The organism is Neorhizobium petrolearium, assembly GCF_017873175.1.
Classification (GTDB): domain Bacteria; phylum Pseudomonadota; class Alphaproteobacteria; order Rhizobiales; family Rhizobiaceae; genus Neorhizobium; species Neorhizobium petrolearium.
On sequence record NZ_JAGGJW010000026.1, the window covers coordinates 24181 to 41111 of the forward strand.

Here is a 16931-nt window from a genome sequence, read left to right on the forward strand (position 1 = left end):
GCGCATTGGCGGCGCTAACAACAATAAGCCAAGTCATGAAGTAAAAAGCAACCAGAGGTAGAAAAATGAGAAATCTTCTTCGAACGGTAAAAGGAATGGTAGCATCGCTCGCCATTCTCTCGTGCATCGGCATCGCCGCGGCGAACGCCGACGATGTCAAAACAGTCAAGGTTGGGATCACTCCCTACTTCGACTACATGCCTTGGGTCATCGCCAAGGAAAAGGGGCTCGACAAAGAGGTGGGAATCAACCTCGATCTCGTGACCATCACGAACACGGCCGCTGGTGTGGCGGCGATGCGGCAGGGCAGTCTCGACATCGTGTCGTCGTGCCATGTCTGCGATTTCCCGCTCTATAAATCTGTTCCTTCGCTGCGGAGCTTCCTGATCACCGACCAGTTCAAGGGCTTTATCGTGATCGGCAGGAAGGGTACCGACACCTTCGCTGAACTGGAGGCCAAGGTCGGCGCTGAAAAAGCCAAGGAACAGATCCTCAAGGGCTTCAAGGGCAAGACTTTCCCGACGGTCCTTTCCACCTACAAGCCGCTCCTGACGGCGGCGCTCGACCAAGTCGGAATGACGATATCGGACCTCAATGTGGTGGAATCCGGCGACGACGCTCAGGCCGCCCTGGCCTTCCAGCGTGGAACCGGCGATTTCTATGTGGGCAGCCTGCCGCAGGAAACGAAACTTCTTTCGATGCCTGACAAGTATGTGAATGTCGGCGGCAGCGAAATTCTCGGACCGGCGGGCCTGTGGTATTCGACAATGGTCTCGACCCAGGAATGGCTCGACAAAAACGATGATACCGCCGTCAAGCTTGCCGCTATCTGGTATCGCGTATCGCGCTATGCGGATGAGCGTTTCGACGACGTTGCTCCGATCTGGGTCAAGGCCACCAACGAGCGCGCGGCAGCCTCGTTCACCATCGACGACTTCAAAGGCACCTTCCAGCTTCTCGCCTTCCCGACGCTCGAAAAGGCCAAGACCACGGTCTTTAACCCGTCCTCCGGCGTCTATTGGAAGAAGTCCGTAGACTTCTATGAAAAGCAGAATGCCGACCAGCTTCCCGGCGGCGTGGAGCCGGCCAGCAATGCGCTAGAAGAAAAGTACTACACGAAACTCGCAGCCGACAAGAAGCTGACGGACTGGATCAACAGCCCGCTCAAGTAGAGCCCGGTTTTCAAAATGGAACACCGGCCCGCACCGGGCGGTGTTCCTAAAATGTCGAGAGAACTCGACCCGAGGAGGACCACCCCATGCCGTCGATACGACTCTATTGCATGACAGGAGGCGTTCTGCATTTTGATCAAAGCGTGTTCACGCACATGGCCGGAATGGGCAAACGCGTGAAGGCCCCGACCCCGATATTTCTAATCGATCATCCGAAGGGGAAAATTCTATTCGAGACCGGACTGCATCCAAAGGCGGCGGTTGATCCCGCGTCTGTATGGGGAGAGGAACGCGCGCTTGATTGGGCGGCCGAATTCGCCGCTGACCAGGTCGTTGACAAACAGTTGGCGAGCCTCGGCATCAAACCGGAGGATATTCGTTTTGTCATCATGTCGTGCCTCTATCCCGATCATGCGGGCGGCATGCATCTGTTCCCGAAAGCCAAATTTATCGTCCAGTACCGAGAGCTGCAGGACGCCTGGTGGCCCGATCGGCGCCTGACCAAGAGTTATACCTATCGCGAAATGCAGCCGATCCGTGATCTCGATTTTCTGGAACTACACGATGAAGACTTGGACCTGTTCGGTGACGGTTCCGTCGAAATCTTATTCACGCCGGCCCACACGCGCGGTGAGCAGTCCGTTGTCCTTCGTCTTCCAAATACAGGAACGATCGTTCTGCCCGCCGGGATCATGCCTCAGAAAGCGAACTTCGAACTGGGCATCATGACCGGCACACCCGCGGTGGATCCAAGCATCGCCCATCGATCGATGACGCGCCTCAAACGGATCGCAGAGCGCGAAAATGCAACGGTGATATTCCATCACGACTTCGATGATTGGCAAAACGTTCGCAAGGTTCCTGATTATTACGATTAGCGCCCGGGTGCGCCACATTTCGGGGACATTCCCGGTTCCCTCCCAGCTATTATCCTCCAACTGGAGAGCGACGCTTCATGCTTACCCAAATGCGCAGAGAAATCGAGGAAATTCCGTCCGCCGTTGCGCGCCTCATCGAAAGATCAGACCGTGAATTGCAGGAAATCGGCCAGTTGATGAGGAAGGCCGATCCTGCGGCGATCGTCACGATTGCCCGCGGCTCCTCCGACCATGCCGCACATTTTCTGAAATACGGAATTGAACTGATTTTAGGATTGCCGGTGGCGTCCATGGGGCCATCGGTGGTTTCGGTATATCAGTCGAGATTGCGGCTTGAGCGCTGCGTGTCATTCGCGATTTCCCAATCAGGAAAAAGCCCGGATATCGTGGCGTTGGCAAGCGAAGCGACCCGCAGCGGAGCCTATTCAATAGCCCTCCTGAACACGCCGAAATCTCCCCTGGCCGATGCCTGCTCTACTGCGGTCGATATTGCCGCAGGCCCAGAAAAGGCCGTTGCGGCAACGAAATCCTTCGTCAATTCGGTGGTCGCCGGTCTCCTGATCTTAGCTGAATGGAGTGCTGATGGTGAGCTATATGCGGCACTGCGAGCACTGCCCGAAGGTCTTGCGACACCGGTTGACGATGGCTGGAGCGAACTAGCTGAAGCATTGGATCAGAAGAACTCGCTTTATGTTCTCGGAAGGGGGCCGAGCGTAGCAATCGCAGGCGAGGCCGCTTTGAAATGCAAGGAGACATGTGAACTTCACGCAGAGGCCTATTCATCGGCAGAGATCATGCACGGCCCGGTGTCGATTGTCGCGGAGAAATTTCCTATTCTGGCGTTCGCCGCCCGAGATTTGGCGGAACCTGCAATATCGAAAGTCGCAGATCAATTGGGTTCCAGGGGAGGCCGCGTTTTCATAACGTCGGACAAAGCCAAAGTGGCGACCCCCCTATCGTTTATCGAATCGGGGCACCCTCTTACCGATGCGCTGGCCCAAATCGTGCCCTTCTATAGCTTTGTTGAAACGCTTGCCCGCCGGCGAGCTCTTGATCCAGATGTGCCGAAATCGTTGTCAAAGATCACCGAGACAATATGAAGTTGTCTCGGAGGTCTCCTTCTTTTCCGTCTTGGTTGCGTAAGTTAGCTATCTTTCTCTGTAGAATATCTAGCGCTCCCTGGCGAATTCTTGGGTGCTCCCCGGGGCGGCAGGAATTTTGGATCGCGGCGTAACGGGCCGAGTGAGCGGATATTCGCCCTGTCTCGATGATCTTGAGGAGGAGAAATGGACCTTCGCCATCTACGTTGCGGCGGCGCGCAACGGGAGCTTCAGCGCTGCGGGCCACGAACTGAATGTACGGCAGCCGATCATCAGCAAGCGCATCCGCGAGTTGGAGGATGAACTCGGAGTATTCTTGTTTGACCGCTCGACAGCGGGGGCACGGCTGACACCCAGTGGCGAAGAATTCGTGGTCGCCGCCCGGCGCATCATTGACGCCTTTCAGCGGCTTTCGGAGCGGGCAAAAGCGAGCGGCGCTGGCAAGACTGGTGAACCGCACCGGGTTTGCCGGAGGCCCCCAACTCGTGAGAAGTAGGGTCTATGACAAGCAAGGCAACGAACAAGTTTTGTCCTGAAGTCCGTGCCCGCGCTGTTCGAATGGTGACGGAGCATGAAGCAGAACATCCGTCTCGTTGGGCGACGGTGTGCTCGATAGCCGCCAAGATCGGCTGCTCGGCGCATGCGCTCAATGAATGGGTGAAGAAAGCGGAAGTCGACAGCGGCAAGCGAGCAGGTCTGCCCAGCGACGTTGCCGAGAAGATGAAGGCCTTGGAACGAGAGAACCGCGAGCTTTGTCAGGCGAACGAGATATTGCGCAAAGCATCCGCATATTTTGCCCCCTCTCGGCGAATGTAAACATTCGCCTGCCGGGCAAGGAGGCGGAGCTCGACCGCCCACTGAAGCGATAATTTCCTTTATCGACGAACACCGTTCGGTGCTCGGGATCGGACGAGCTGCGACGGCAGGGCTTTCCTGGCCGTTGCCTGGCGATATGACTGACGATGTCCTGCAAGACAAACTTTTCGCCCGGCAAGGCACCAAACAAGGGGTAAGGCGATTGCCCGAGCCGGATTGGAGTGTCATTGCGGTCGAGCTGAAGAAGCCCGGCGTGACCCTGACGATTCTGTGGGAGGAGTACCGTGGAGTTCATCCTGACGGCTACGGCTTCAGCCGGTTCTGTGACCTTTTCCGTGGCTTTGAGCGGCGTCTGACGCCAACGATGCGGCAGGTCCATGTCGCCGGCGACAAAGTGTTCGTCGACTATTCCGGCAAGAAGCTACCGATCGTCGATCGCAAAACCGGCGAGATCCGCGAGGCGGAGATCTTTGTCGGCGTGCTCGGCGCATCGAGTTACGCCTTTGCAGAAGCAACCTGGAGCCAGACCCTGCCGGACTGGATCGGCTCGCACGTGCGCATGTTCGCCTTCTTCGGCGGCGTGCCGCGCCTCATCGTTCCGGATAATTTGAAGTCCGGCGTCAACAAGGCGAGCTTCTACGATCCAGAGATCAACCGCAGCTTTGGCATCATGGCAGCCCATTACGGCGTCGGCGTGCTTCCTGCGCGACCGAAGCGGCCGAAACTGCAGGCGTTTTTCAGTTACTTGATGATTTACTCGAATGATCTTGGGACATTCGGAAACAACCGTTGTTTGCCGGATCGCAATTCATCTGCAGCGAAGCCAACATGAGGATTGGTTGAAATCATGACCGAAGGCTTTATCAAAGAGTTTGAAACGGTCTCCCTGATTTTAAAGTCGGACTGCGAAAGCCGAGGAGTCGACGGATTTTGTCTCGCCTGGATCAAGCTGGAAAGACAGTTGCGCAAGCTTGCAGCCAACCTTGTCTATCAAGCTTCCGCAGTGCGATACTCTGATCAAGCCCGTCTCCGAAAAGCGCTTTATGACAATACCGGCTTATCGCATGAGACATTCATGGGTGCGATACACTATCTTAGCGGTAAAAGCGTCAAAGATCTGATGGGCGAACCTTATAGGCCTTTGAAAAAGGCTGTCGATGCGTCTTATGTAATAAGACAGAAGATTTTTCATGGCCAGCAAACTGGCAAAAGTCTCGGACGCGACGCATTGATCGAACGCATCAATGATGTTCGCGAATGGTGTGGCATGCTCTCCGGTGCGTCCATTGAGCATTTTGGCTATGACGGGTTTTCCGGAACGACATCTCTTTTCAAAACCAATAAGCCGGAATTAATAGCGGCTGTTGATAGAGCGTTACATCCGAAGGGATGGGGAGAATACATCAAGACGTTTCAGCGTTAGACTTTTCTCATACCCCGCAATCGACATTATTTGGCCGAAAGTCATCATTCCCCATGTCTAGCCCCAAGCACTTGATCCTGTTCCCTGACAGCAACCTTTTTTTCAGTATAGGGCGCTCCACGAATTGCCATGGAACGAACTTGGCGATTACGGCCAGATCGAGCTAATTGTAAGCCGGCCGGTTCAAAAGGAGATTGACCGTCATAAGGGCGGTGGCAATGATCGGCGTCAAAGGCGCGCTCGCCAGGCAGCATCGGTCTTGCGAGAAATTATCAAAAACAAGCTGACACCTCACGATATCTGCAGTAGCCCGCAAAAGGTGACGCTCACGCTGCGAGTTGACTTGAAACCCGATGAAGGCCTCGCCGGTAATCTGAATTATGCTGAGCCGGACGATATCCTTGTCGGAATAGCCCACGGATTCGCCGACAGTGTTATGGATGCCGATGTGGCTGTCCTGACTGATGACACCGGTGTTATGGCGTCGGCCGAGGCGGTCTCTCTGAATTATATCGCGATTCCAGATGAATGGCGGCTCTCGAACCCGAAGGAACCAAAGAGTCTAAGGAACTTAACGCGGCGCGGGCTGAAATAGCCCGGCTCCAGAAACAAGAACCAGCTTTTATTGTGAAATGTTTCGATGCGGATGGCAGATCTGCGTCATCGCTCGAGTATCAATTTCCCAAAGCATCTCCCCTGACGCCAGAAGAAATTGCAACACTCTTGGACCGAGCTCGCCTGCTGTTTCCCCTGAAGGCCGATTTCAACGATCCCGTGCGGCCGGCATCTGTTCCGGGAAGACGTGGCATCTCGTTGGAATCCCTCCGAGGTCTACGCAGCCCTCCTACCGAACAGCAGATAGTGGAGTATAACCAAGCCTACGAGACTTGGCTCGCGAAAATCGAAACGGCGCTTAAGAAGGTTCATCTAAAGCTTCTGCAAGACGAAACAAAAAATAGCTTTTCCTTTTTGGCGCAAAATATTGGCACGCGGCCGGCGAACGATGTTCTGGTGGAAATCGTTGCGACTGGTTCACTTTTAATTGGCCGTCCGAGCGATGAGGACGACGAAAATGAATATTCTCTGCCTGCTCCACCCGCCTTGCCTGAATTTCAACTTTCTGCGCTCAATGCAATGCTCCGAATGTCGAACATGTTCGGACCGCGGTATGGAATGGGGCGCGAACTAGAGCCGATCATCGATACTCGTCTCCGTAGAGGACGGGACGCAGAAGCGTTCTATTATAATGGCGATCCCGCAAGGATTGCGAAAAATAGTCTCAAGCTGGAATGTGTTTTGTGGCGGCACGGGAAGGATCCGGAGAACTTTCATGCAGTGGTCGACGCCAGCACCGCTGCTGAAGTCAAAGGTGTCATCGAGTTTCGAATACATGCAAGCAATCTTTCGAACGCAGTTTCTTGCCGGATCCCCGTCCGGATAACATTCAAAGCCTTTTCGACAATTGATTATGCTTCGAAACTGATAGACGCCTTGAAGCCAATAACAAAAAACGAAGGCCAGTAATCAGTTTCTGGACCTCGGATATCGGCGGCGGTCAGTACCGCTTCGGTTCCATTGTACTAGATGCTTCAGAAGCCGTACTCAGGATAATACTGGCGAGCTGGCTCCTAATCCAGACGAATGCGTCGTTCAGCATCCCGATTATCTGCGCCTCGGTGAAACGGCTCTTCCTCATTCGTCTGCTCCTTCACGGTTGAGCAGACTCTACATCAGACTGAGGGATCTCGCGGGGGGCAGGTCAGGGACAATAGCGGTGACCATCGCGATTACGCTGCAGCACGGAATAGGCCGCTACGGTCGCAGGTATGAAGAGATTTTAGTAGAGCGTAGGGCGGTGGCGAGGAACGCAAGTAAAGATGGTTGCACGCCCCCGCAACCAATTCCTACGCTACAGTATCCAACAATAGCCGAAAACCACGGTCCAGTGCGCCATAGCACTACGAGCGACGGCGCTAAATCCCCGGAATAAATACAGAATCTAAAACCAACAGGTGCAAAGCGGAGCGCATCGGCTTACTGGACTCTTCTGAGCGGGCCGGCCGGATTTCATCGAACGATCCGGCCGGTGAAGGGGCAGAAGCAAGCCGTTATGCGACCTGTGCGGCAAGCTTTACGGCATCTGCGCCGGCCGGGATGCGAAACGGTGAAGAGGCATCGGTCACGGCCTGCCAGACCGCTTTTGCCACGTCGCTCGCAGTGGTGATTTCGGCCGGCTGCGGCGGTGTTGCGGAGAATACCTGTTTCGCCCAGCCGGCATAGGCCTCGGGTATGCCGTTCTGCGAGCGATCGCGGGCGGTTGCGCTAAAGGAAGTTTCTGGTGCCCGACCGGGAGTGATGAGCCGCACGCGTACCCCGAACGGCTCCACCTCCAAAGCAAGGTTTTCGCTGAATGCCTCCACGGCCGCTTTGCTGGCCGTATAGGCGGACAGCATTGGCAACGGCTTGAGCGTCACGGCGGACGACACATTGACGATCACGCCCGTTCCGCGCGCGCGGAAGCCGGGAATTACCGCTTGCGACATCGCCATGGTACCGAACGTGTTCAACTCGAAAAGCTGGCGTGTTGCGTCCATCGGCACGCCTTCCAGCGCACCCATCAGACCGGCACCAGCATTGTTGACGAGGGCGTCGATCGGCCCCGCTTCATCCAGAGCGCGAGCGATGTTGGCAGCGTCGGTTACATCGAGTGCAACGACGCGCAGCCGTTCGGATGCGGGCAAGAGATCCCCACGGGGTGCGCGCATTGTGGCAATGACGGTCCAGTCGCGATCGAGGAAATAGCGGGCAGTCTCAAGCCCGAAGCCGGACGAACTGCCGGTGATGAGGATGGTGTTCATGTGAAACTCCTGTTTGTGGTGATGGTATAGCGTGACCGTGGAAGGGGTGGGTGCGTGTTGCGAGGGATCCGGAAAGGTGCGTCCGGCAGCCTATTTCGTCACGACGCTGCCCTCCGGCGCAGCATCGGCTGCCAGCGTCGCGACCGTATCGGAAAATGCGGGATCGCCGGGATAGAGCGCGCTGCGGAGGAAGGAGGTTGAAAGGCGCTGGATGGCGACGACCTGCTGTGGCCGTTCGTCTGTCGTCTCGCGCGCCTCGTAACCGGGGATGCCGCCAAGAGCATGCTCGCCGCCAAAGGCCGTAAACAATGCCTGGGGTGAGGGGCTCAAATCGTAGGCATCACGCCACCATTCGGCGCCATGTGTCGAAAGCCTGCCCACATCACGGTCGCCGACGATGATCAGGGTCGGCGCCGTCATGGTCGAGAAATCTGGATACATGAATGGGTAGGTACGGGCTGCATATTCGGTCAGGCCATTGCCTCGACCTGCCGGCGCTAGCAGTACGCCCGCCTTCACGCGGTGGTCCTTCCTGTCGACCACCGATCCGTCGTCGGGATCGGGATGGGTGGTGCCAAGCAAGGTACTGGCGGTCTGCGCGCCCCACGAATGACCGGCAACCGCGATGCGCGAGTGATCGAGCCGCCACCGGATCATCAATGCTTCGTTCTCGATGCGATCGAGCCCGTCGAGAACGGCGGCAAGGTCTTGCTCACGGAAGCGCCAGAATTGGGGGCGGCGAGGATCGTCCGGGGCAAGACCGAGCATCCGCGAATCCAGATGTGTTGGCTGGATCACCGCGAAACCATGTGTTGCCCAATAATCAGCAAGGGGTCCATAGGCATGAAATGACTGGCCGTTGCCGTGCGAGAAGATGACGACGGGCAGCGTGTCGCCTGAGATCGGTAAGGAAAGCCGAACGTGCAGGTCAACGCCCCGTCCCGGCGACGGCAAGGTAATGGGAGAGATGGAGACAATAGCGGGTAAGCCCGCGGTGTGGGTGTGGGTTTCAGCGAACGAGCTGGACATGGGACTGCGAACCTCCGAGCTAGCAAGCGGATCAATGATCCGTTATACTGTAAATACGGATCAATGATCCGTTTATCAAGAAGGATCGCAGAAAATGTTATCGACCAAACTCCGGAATGCAGTCGAGGCCGTGTCACCGGCTCCTGGCGATGCCGAAGCACCCGCACCGCGAATGCGTGCTGATGCTCGCAGGAACGAGGAAGCAGTTTTGGAAGCCGCCAAGATCGTGTTCGCCCGTTCGGGGGTCGATGCACCCATACGGGAGATTGCGACACAAGCGGGCGTTGGGCTGGGTACGCTCTATCGCCGTTTCCCGACGCGTGCCGACCTGGTGGCCGCGGTGTTCCGCCGCGAGGTTGATGCCTGCGCCGATGCGGCAGTGCTGCTTGCTGCTGAGCACGGGCCAGCCGATGCGCTGGCAGCTTGGCTGAAGCGCTACACGCGCTTTCTCGCCACCAAACAAGGGTTGGCTGCGGCGCTCCATTCCGGCGATCCGGCATTCGCCACCTTGCCGGACTATTTCCGAAGCCGATTTGAACCGGCTCTGTCGATGCTGCTGAATGCTGCCGCCAGTGCGGGAGAAGTCCGAGCTGACGTTGCGCCCTACGATCTGCTGCGAGCGATCGGAAACCTTGCCGTGGCCTCGGGGGAGGATGGGCCGGCGCACACCGAACGAATGCTCAAGCTGCTGCTGGATGGCCTGCGTTATGGTGCGGCGAAGGCAAAATAGCCGCGACTGCCAAGAAGACGCTCGATGGGGCCGATACCGGAACTCCATCGCTTCTCGGGGGAAAACGACACTCGCCGATGGAAGCTTTCGGCGCTCCCTTCCCAAAAGAAGCCTTGCTTGTTTTCATTCCATTGCTGTCTTTGTAGGGATCGCCGAACCGCCGCCGGCATTTTCGCGCGTAATCGACGAACAATCGCGACGAGAAAGTAACTCCGCCAAAATCGAGGGTGTACCTCGGTTGCTCCCAAGATCGACTTGCGGAATTTGCCGTTCCCCTTAGCGCGACACAGCTTCGCGTGAACGGGCGCTACCGCACCATAAATATAAATGGCACTGTCCTTTGAAGCACTGTCGTAGGCGGTTTGTGCCTGCCAATCAAACTAACCTCATCGGCAACAAAAGATGTTTTCATGACCTTTCATAGTGGCTTTAGCTCGCTTCTTCGCTCTGAGGACCCGCTGATCATTCTGATCGATCACCAGCGCTGCCAGCCCGGATTGATGTCTGCCAAAAGCTGTAGTCACCGACTTCGCCGCCGGCCTCTGGCGCTTCCAATCAGCGCGGCGCCGCAATCCGCTGGCACGTCGGGGAAGACGTGGCCGATCCTGGCCGGATCGTGGGAGGCTTTGTCGTCGATAGCTGAATCGAGCGCCAGCGCAGGCACGCACCTGTCACAAACGCCGACGTACTGGATCAAGAAGAGCTGAATACCTTCAATATCGGTGACCAACTGCCAATCGTCTGCCACCTGCGGCGGCCTCTATGACCAGTTTGAGCGAAGGAACTTGACATGAGCTGGAACCCCACGCAGACCCCCGAATGCCCTGAAACTGGCAGCCTCGACGCCATCGAGACCCTCATCATCCCGCGTACCCGCGATCTCGGCGGGTTCGAAGTGCGTCGTGCATTACCCGCCCCGAAACGGCAGATGGTTGGCCCCTTCATCTTCTTCGACCAGGTGGGTCCGGCGGAATTCCTGACCGGCGCTGGCATCGACGTACGTCCGCATCCGCATATCGGGCTGGCGACCGTGACCTATCTTTATGAGGGCGCATTTCACCATCGCGACAGCACCGGCGCCGACCAAATGGTCTACCCCGGTGAGGTGAACTGGATGATCGCCGGTAATGGCGTCACTCATTCCGAACGCACCAGCGAGGAGATGCGCAGCCGTCCCCGCACCGCTTTTGGAATCCAGACCTGGGTCGCGCTGCCAGATCACGCGGAAGACACTGCAGCCAGTTTCGAACATCACGGTCGCGATGCGCTGCCGTTCATCGAGGATGAAGGCAAGCAGGTCCGGCTGATCATCGGCTCGGCCTGGGGCGCGCGGGCCCCGGTCAGGACCTTCACTGAGACCTTCTATGCCGATGTCATTCTGTCCGCCGACGCAAAGCTGCCGCTGCCCGACGATCACGAAGATCGCGGCGTCTATGTCGTCGAGGGCAGCATCCTGATCGCCGGAACTCCGTTTGCTGCTGGCCAGATGATGGTGTTCCGTCCCGGCGATCGGATCAGCCTGACAGCAGGCGAGACAGGCGCGCGTCTAATGGTGCTCGGCGGGGAGACAATGAATGGGCCGCGCTATATTTCGTGGAACTTCGTCGCCTCGTCGCAAGAGAAGATCGATGCCGCGAAAGAGGCCTGGCGCAAGGGTGACTGGAAGCATGGTCGCTTTCGCCTACCGCCCGGCGATGAGGCTGAGTTCATCCCGCTACCCGAACAGCTGAAGTGATCGAATGTGATATCAGATTGGCTAACATACCCATCGACAACAATTAAGAGAGAACGAGAAGTGACAAAACCCCAAGCCATCTTTCCCGTCAACAGGCATGCTCTTTACGAAGAACATCGCTACTCGGCAGCGATCCGATCAGGCGATCTTCTTTTCGTTTCGGGGCAAGTCGGCAGCCGCGGCGATGGAACACCCGAACCTGATTTCGAACGCCAGGTTCAACTGGCCTTCGACAACCTGAAAGCTGCACTCGATGCCGCAGGCTGCACGTTCGACGATCTTGTGGATGTCACGACGTTCCACACGGACCCGAAGAGCCAGTTCGCAACGATCATGGAAGTCAGGCAGAGGATTTTCACCAAGCCGCCTTATCCCAACTGGACTGCCGTCGGAGTAAACTGGCTGGCCGGGTTCGATTTCGAGATCAAGGTGATCGCACGCATACCGGAGAGCAAGTAAATCCTGAGGCTTTTCCTCATCCGCCCACTGTAAGGACGGCCTTACCCGCGAACTCTCTTTTCAGAAGTTCGCGGGCTGTCGCATTGATGTCGGTCCAAGGTGTAGTCTTTCCGATGACCGGACGAAGACTTCCATCGGACAGCCGCCGCGCAAGATCGGCAAGAATGGCCGACCCATCGGCCGCGTGCCCCGGCCGGGTTAGCTCCTCCAAGAGGAAGAAGCCGTAGAGAGCCGTACCTCCGTATGCTCCGCCGGATTGAAGGCGGAAGCGACGGGCGTCAAAGGTCGTGAGCGTATCCTCCGAAGCATCGCCGAAAAGAACGCAGACCCCGCGCGATGCCAGCCACATCAGCGCCTCGCCCAGAAGCGTGCCTCCGACACCCTCCAGAATGAGGTCGTAGGGCCCGCCCTTCTCGCCGGCCTCGACGCCGACCGCAATATCGTTCGCGCCAAGGCTGCGCAGGAATTCCGCAGTCGAGCCATCCCGCGCGAAGGCCGTCACGTGGGCGCCTGCAGCAGCTGCGAGCTGGATCGCATAAATGCCGACACCACCCGTGGCCGCCGTGACGAGAACACGGCTTCCTGGACCGATCGCCTTCTTCTGCAGCGCTACGGCTGCGGTCAGACCTGCGACAGGGAGGGTCGAGGCCGCTTCAAAGCTGACGTCGTCGGGAATTTTGGCAAGCCGGCTCGTCGGCACGGCGACACGTTCCGCCCAGCCACCGCTCCATACCAGGCCCACCACGCGATCGCCCGGTCGGAAGCCGGATCCTTCCGGGGCCGTCTGGACCACGCCGGACAAATCCCATCCGGGTCGATCGCCATCGGTACCTTCGTAGAGGGCACCGCGAACTTCACCGTTGTTCAGGGAGAACGCGCGAACCGCGACGATTGCCTCGTCCGGAGCGGCCCCAGGTTCTGTATGTTCGGCAAGGACGAGGCGAGTTTCTGCACCTGTCTTCGAAACTGTAACAGCTTTCAATGTGACACTCCTCGATTCAGCATTCGATCAGATTTGGATCCGGTAACGTATCGCGTTGCACGGCAGACCAGAGCCGTTACAAGCAGTCATCGTCAGATCCTTTGCTGCCTTGGCGCCATGATATTTATTGTTTCTGCACGAGTTTCTGTAGCCCTTTTTTATGAAGAGCTGTGTCGCTGAAATGGGAACTTGCACTATGTATTCGTCAGCAGGTATTGGCAGCGAGCGCGGTTATTGAATCTTGGCACGCGATGCCGGTGCATCGCTGAAGCTGCTGAGGTTTGGTCCTATCGACGGCACTCGCGCCGGTGAGAATCGCGGACGATGTTCGACGGAAGGACGTTGCAGCATTCTGTTGATCTCCTTGAGAAATGAGCGTTGGACGTTTCTTCGGCGACACGAGCAGGGCGGAGCGGTGCCCTCAAGCCCGTCATCACGGCCCCAAAAAGCAGGCAAACCCGCAACGCGGGAAGGCACACCTGAATTAGTGAGGTGGAACCACTTGCCGCCGAGCTGTAATGCCCCAAACCCGATACGCCTCATTTTCCCTGGCGTGCCCACGTTTGATATGCATTCGGGACCTTCGACGCAAAGCTGGAGTGGCGACTTCACAGTCGCCCTATTGACCGAATTCTTTCGTGCATGGGGTGCTAACGGATAAGGAATTGACCTAGCGAACCGTCTTCGTTAGGCAGCCGGTGACAAAACGAATGATTTCGTCCGTGAGTTCCTGATCTTCCGGGGCGCCTCCAAATCCGCCATGCGGCATTGCCTCGAAAACATGCAGTTCTGCCGGAACTCCCGCACGTCTCAGCTTGCGATGAAGTCTCACCGCATTGGAAAGAAACAGGTCGCGGGTTCCACTTTGCAGGAAGGTCGGCGGAAAATCGGCCGATATTTCCCCGAAAAGTGGAGACAGGTAGGGATGAGACAAATCCGCTCCGTTTGCATAGAGCAGGTTATTCGACATCAGCGAATTCGGCAGGATGACGTCGATCGTCCGGTTGGCCTGAAAGCTGTCACCCGACTCAGTGAGGTCCACTTCCGGGGAAAGGAGCACGGCGCCGGCCGGAAAAGGCAGGCCCTCGTCCCGTGCCCTCATAATAGCAGCCATCGCCAAGTTACCGCCGGCCGAGCGACCGCTAAACATGACACGGTTTGCGCCATACCGCTCAATCAGGTGCCTGTAGGTCACGATGCAGTCGTCGAGGGCGGCGGGATAGGGGTGATCTGGCGGCATGCGATAGTCAATACCGTAGCAGATCATGCCGTGCCGCTCCGCCTGTATTCGCGCACTTTCCCGACAGGCACCGCCACTGCCAAAAACTAGCGCGCCGCCATGCAGATCGATAAGAACACAATTCCCAAGTCTAATATTTTCCGGGGTCACCACATGAACCGTGGTTGTGCCGAAATGTAGTGTTTCGAGATTTCCTCTCGTTTCCTTCACAGCCTCCGGAAAAGTTTCGGCGTAATACCTGTCGGCAGCGATCTGCATCTGCCGCCATGCCTCATGATCTTGTGGTGATGGTGTCGGGAAGAGCGCGTTGAGCGGCGTTCCCTCGCGTACGGCGGCATGCAACATCGCCTGCGCTTCGGTGCTTATTGAGGCGGGGACGGGTATTATGCGTTCGTCTACGTAGACTCCTTGTGAAACAATCGGTTTTTGGCCGTCTTTCATTGGAAGTTTCTCCCGATCCATTCATCGGTCTCGCTGATGTCTTTGTCTATCAGTCCCTGACCGGCTGGAAGCTCACGCAACTCGACGGGCGTACCATTTATTTTCAAGGCGTCAGCCACCGCTGACGCCTTATGTGCAGATGGATCATTTTGTTTGTTGAGCATCAGCGCGTTCGTTCCGGAATGATTCACAGCAGAAACGGTCACAGCGATATGTACGTTTGCAGAAACCCGGATCATCAGAGCTGCTTTCGCACGGGTTGGAGGAGCAACCGGTTGCTGCCCGACATGATGTCCCCGTGAACCTGCTCGGACAGGCGTTCGGCATCGCGCCGACGAATGTCGATGGTGGCATCTTCAATATCGGCTTCCCCGTAGCCCAACGCCCGCAAACCTTCGGCTCCCATCAGGTAAGCGGATTCGACCGTTTCGCGGATCTGGTAATCGACACCGGCGCGGATCAGATCCACCGCGTGTTCTCGATCGTTGCTGCGGACAAGAAGCTTCGCCTGGGTGAACTCGTGCTGCGCCAGCTCCACGATCTTCATCGCGGCCTTCGGGTCGTCGACACAGATCATGATCGCATCGGCTTCTCCCGCACCGGAGTGGCGCAGCGTGTCGAGCCGGGTCCCGTCGCCGAAGAAGACCTTGAACCCATATCGCCCGGCATCGCGGATGCGGTCAGGGTCCTTGTCGATGACAGAAAGCTCGACGCCCTGCGATAGAGGAATCTGTGACGCGATCTGACCGAAGCGTCCAAACCCGATGACAAGGACCCGCCCCTTGAGATCGTGGGCGGGATCGACGCCATCCATCGAAGCTTCCGTGCGAAGCAGAAGGTCGGTCGCTATTGTGAGCAGCGGGGTCAGCACCATCGACAGGATCACGACGGTGGCGAACAGCGCGTTCTCCCGCGCATCGATCACGCCGCCCGATGTCGCTGCCGCATAAAGGACGAAGGCGAATTCGCCGCCCTGGAGGAACATCGACGTGCGATGCAGGGCCTGATGGTTCGAGCCGCCGAACAGGCGCGCGACCGCATAGACCACGGCGCCCTTCGCGACCGTGAATGCGACCAGCATGGCCAGCAGGAGCCGCCATTCGGCCGCGACGATCGAAAGGTCCAGCGACATGCCGACGGCAAGGAAGAACAGTCCCATGAGCAAGCCGCGAAACGGCTCGATATCGCTTTCGATCTGGTGCCGGTAGCTCGAGCTCGAGAGCATCACTCCGGCAAGGAACGCGCCCATCGCCATTGACAATCCGGCGACATCCATCAGCAGCGCTGCGCCGAGCACGACGAGCAGCGCACCTGCCGTCAGCACTTCGCGGGTGCGCGCGCGTGCCAGCAAGGCGAAGAACGGATTCAGGCCCCAGCGCGATACGCCCAAAAGCACGAGCAGCGCCGAAACCGCCACGAAGGCGTCCGTCCATCCTGCCTGTCCATGCGAGAGCGGCGAGAGGAAGGCGACCACCGCCAGCAGCGGCACGATCATCAGATCCTCAAACAACAGGATGGCAACCGACTTCTGTCCCTGTGCGCTGGAAATCTCGCCCCGATCCTGCAGCACCGACATGATGACGGCGGTCGAGGATAAGACAAACCCCGCCCCGGCGATGAAAGCGACGGTCGCGGAAAGGCCAAGGAGCAATGCGCCCGTCAGCGCAAGGGCGGCTGTGGCTAAGAAAACCTGGACAAGGCCCAGCCCGAAAATCTGGGCCCGCATCGCCCATAATTTGTTCGGGCGCAGCTCCAGTCCGATCACGAACAGGAACATCACCACGCCAAGCTCGGAAAAATGGAGGATGGATTGGGTATCGGTGAACAACCCCAGCACCGATGGCCCGACGAGGACGCCAGCGGCGAAGTAGCCGAGCACCGATCCGAGCCCCAGCCGGCGGAACAATGGCACAGCGACAACAGCCGCTCCCATCAGGACAACTGCCGGTCCAATCGTTTGCCCCAGGCTCACTTCAGCCATCCACGTACCTTTCCTGCTTTGCGTTGGTCATGATCAAAGGGCGGCGGATGATAAGCCGTCCGCCGTGATCGATAGTTGGAAGCGAAG

General features: G+C 57.7%; 17 protein-coding genes and 1 pseudogene. 12 read left to right on the forward strand and 6 right to left on the reverse strand.

Features of this window, described 5'->3' with window-relative positions; all coding sequences use genetic code 11:
* Window positions 1-95: 95 nt before the first annotated feature.
* The 9 genes and pseudogenes from J2046_RS31525 to J2046_RS31565 all read left to right on the forward strand — a co-directional run bounded on the left by J2046_RS31525 (window position 96) and on the right by J2046_RS31565 (window position 6913).
* Window positions 96-1172 (forward strand): ABC transporter substrate-binding protein, encoded by a 1077-nt coding sequence (locus J2046_RS31525; protein WP_210058584.1) that lies wholly within the window; start codon window positions 96-98, stop codon window positions 1170-1172.
* An 86-nt stretch (window positions 1173-1258) separates the two neighbouring features.
* On the forward strand, window positions 1259-2050 hold the full coding sequence (locus tag J2046_RS31530; RefSeq protein WP_210058586.1) for an N-acyl homoserine lactonase family protein: 792 nt from the start codon (window positions 1259-1261) through the stop codon (window positions 2048-2050).
* Between the two features lie 77 nt (window positions 2051-2127).
* Entirely contained in the window at window positions 2128-3150 is a 1023-nt protein-coding gene (locus tag J2046_RS31535; protein WP_210058587.1) for an SIS domain-containing protein, read from the forward strand.
* Window positions 3151-3292: 142 nt separating this feature from the next.
* Window positions 3293-3646 (forward strand): LysR family transcriptional regulator, encoded by a 354-nt coding sequence (locus tag J2046_RS31540; protein WP_325169815.1) that lies wholly within the window; start codon window positions 3293-3295, stop codon window positions 3644-3646.
* 5 nt (window positions 3647-3651) lie between these two features.
* A pseudogene (locus J2046_RS31545) lies at window positions 3652-4057 on the forward strand (transposase); the annotation flags it as partial.
* 45 nt (window positions 4058-4102) lie between these two features.
* Entirely contained in the window at window positions 4103-4798 is a 696-nt protein-coding gene (istA, locus tag J2046_RS31550) for an IS21 family transposase (RefSeq protein ID WP_233470416.1), read from the forward strand.
* Window positions 4799-4813: 15 nt separating this feature from the next.
* Window positions 4814-5389, forward strand: a complete 576-nt coding sequence (locus tag J2046_RS31555) for a hypothetical protein (RefSeq protein WP_210058588.1) — start codon at window positions 4814-4816, stop codon at window positions 5387-5389.
* A 124-nt stretch (window positions 5390-5513) separates the two neighbouring features.
* Window positions 5514-5984, forward strand: coding sequence for a PIN domain-containing protein (locus J2046_RS31560; protein ID WP_210058589.1), 471 nt, complete (start codon window positions 5514-5516; stop codon window positions 5982-5984).
* On the forward strand, window positions 5918-6913 hold the full coding sequence (locus J2046_RS31565; RefSeq protein ID WP_210058590.1) for a hypothetical protein: 996 nt from the start codon (window positions 5918-5920) through the stop codon (window positions 6911-6913). The genes J2046_RS31560 and J2046_RS31565 overlap by 67 nt, the downstream gene beginning before the upstream one ends.
* 584 nt (window positions 6914-7497) lie before the next feature.
* On the opposite strand, the gene J2046_RS31570 is transcribed toward J2046_RS31565, so the two are convergent.
* Window positions 7498-8247 (reverse strand): SDR family oxidoreductase, encoded by a 750-nt coding sequence (locus J2046_RS31570; RefSeq protein WP_151616432.1) that lies wholly within the window; start codon window positions 8245-8247, stop codon window positions 7498-7500.
* Window positions 8248-8337: 90 nt separating this feature from the next.
* Complete coding sequence (locus J2046_RS31575) at window positions 8338-9276, reverse strand: alpha/beta hydrolase family protein (protein WP_151616433.1); 939 nt, start codon at window positions 9274-9276, stop codon at window positions 8338-8340.
* Between the two features lie 172 nt (window positions 9277-9448).
* Between J2046_RS31575 and J2046_RS31580 the strand changes: the two genes are divergently transcribed.
* The 3 genes from J2046_RS31580 to J2046_RS31590 all read left to right on the forward strand — a co-directional run bounded on the left by J2046_RS31580 (window position 9449) and on the right by J2046_RS31590 (window position 12200).
* A complete protein-coding gene (locus J2046_RS31580; protein WP_233470417.1) occupies window positions 9449-10006 on the forward strand; it encodes a TetR/AcrR family transcriptional regulator in 558 nt (185 codons plus the stop codon).
* 790 nt (window positions 10007-10796) lie between these two features.
* Window positions 10797-11741, forward strand: a complete 945-nt coding sequence (locus tag J2046_RS31585) for a pirin family protein (RefSeq protein ID WP_210058591.1) — start codon at window positions 10797-10799, stop codon at window positions 11739-11741.
* A gap of 60 nt (window positions 11742-11801) precedes the next feature.
* On the forward strand, window positions 11802-12200 hold the full coding sequence (locus tag J2046_RS31590; protein ID WP_210058592.1) for a RidA family protein: 399 nt from the start codon (window positions 11802-11804) through the stop codon (window positions 12198-12200).
* Window positions 12201-12216: 16 nt separating this feature from the next.
* On the opposite strand, the gene J2046_RS31595 is transcribed toward J2046_RS31590, so the two are convergent.
* The 4 genes from J2046_RS31595 to J2046_RS31610 all read right to left on the reverse strand — a co-directional run bounded on the left by J2046_RS31595 (window position 12217) and on the right by J2046_RS31610 (window position 16844).
* Window positions 12217-13182 (reverse strand): zinc-binding dehydrogenase, encoded by a 966-nt coding sequence (locus tag J2046_RS31595; protein ID WP_210058594.1) that lies wholly within the window; start codon window positions 13180-13182, stop codon window positions 12217-12219.
* Between the two features lie 670 nt (window positions 13183-13852).
* Window positions 13853-14863 (reverse strand): alpha/beta hydrolase, encoded by a 1011-nt coding sequence (locus J2046_RS31600; protein WP_210058596.1) that lies wholly within the window; start codon window positions 14861-14863, stop codon window positions 13853-13855.
* On the reverse strand, window positions 14860-15102 hold the full coding sequence (locus J2046_RS31605; protein ID WP_210058597.1) for a hypothetical protein: 243 nt from the start codon (window positions 15100-15102) through the stop codon (window positions 14860-14862). Before J2046_RS31605 ends, J2046_RS31600 begins: the two co-directional genes overlap by 4 nt.
* Entirely contained in the window at window positions 15102-16844 is a 1743-nt protein-coding gene (locus J2046_RS31610; protein WP_210058599.1) for a monovalent cation:proton antiporter-2 (CPA2) family protein, read from the reverse strand. The genes J2046_RS31605 and J2046_RS31610 overlap by 1 nt, the downstream gene beginning before the upstream one ends.
* Between the last annotated feature and the right edge of the window lie 87 nt (window positions 16845-16931).

Excerpts from the sequence above, each read along its gene's own strand:
- J2046_RS31580 (WP_233470417.1), top strand. The coding sequence starts at position 9,449 with ATGCGTGCTGATGCTCGCAGGAACGAGGAAGCAGTTTTGGAAGCCGCC.
- istA (WP_233470416.1), top strand. The coding sequence starts at position 4,103 with ATGACTGACGATGTCCTGCAAGACAAACTTTTCGCCCGGCAAGGCACC.
- J2046_RS31600 (WP_210058596.1), bottom strand. The coding sequence starts at position 14,863 with ATGAAAGACGGCCAAAAACCGATTGTTTCACAAGGAGTCTACGTAGAC.
- J2046_RS31555 (WP_210058588.1), top strand. The coding sequence starts at position 4,814 with ATGACCGAAGGCTTTATCAAAGAGTTTGAAACGGTCTCCCTGATTTTA.
- J2046_RS31530 (WP_210058586.1), top strand. The coding sequence starts at position 1,259 with ATGCCGTCGATACGACTCTATTGCATGACAGGAGGCGTTCTGCATTTT.
- J2046_RS31535 (WP_210058587.1), top strand. The coding sequence starts at position 2,128 with ATGCTTACCCAAATGCGCAGAGAAATCGAGGAAATTCCGTCCGCCGTT.
- J2046_RS31605 (WP_210058597.1), bottom strand. The coding sequence starts at position 15,102 with ATGATCCGGGTTTCTGCAAACGTACATATCGCTGTGACCGTTTCTGCT.
- J2046_RS31610 (WP_210058599.1), bottom strand. The coding sequence starts at position 16,844 with ATGGCTGAAGTGAGCCTGGGGCAAACGATTGGACCGGCAGTTGTCCTG.
- J2046_RS31525 (WP_210058584.1), top strand. The coding sequence starts at position 96 with ATGGTAGCATCGCTCGCCATTCTCTCGTGCATCGGCATCGCCGCGGCG.
- J2046_RS31565 (WP_210058590.1), top strand. The coding sequence starts at position 5,918 with ATGGCGGCTCTCGAACCCGAAGGAACCAAAGAGTCTAAGGAACTTAAC.
- J2046_RS31570 (WP_151616432.1), bottom strand. The coding sequence starts at position 8,247 with ATGAACACCATCCTCATCACCGGCAGTTCGTCCGGCTTCGGGCTTGAG.
- J2046_RS31575 (WP_151616433.1), bottom strand. The coding sequence starts at position 9,276 with ATGTCCAGCTCGTTCGCTGAAACCCACACCCACACCGCGGGCTTACCC.
- J2046_RS31585 (WP_210058591.1), top strand. The coding sequence starts at position 10,797 with ATGAGCTGGAACCCCACGCAGACCCCCGAATGCCCTGAAACTGGCAGC.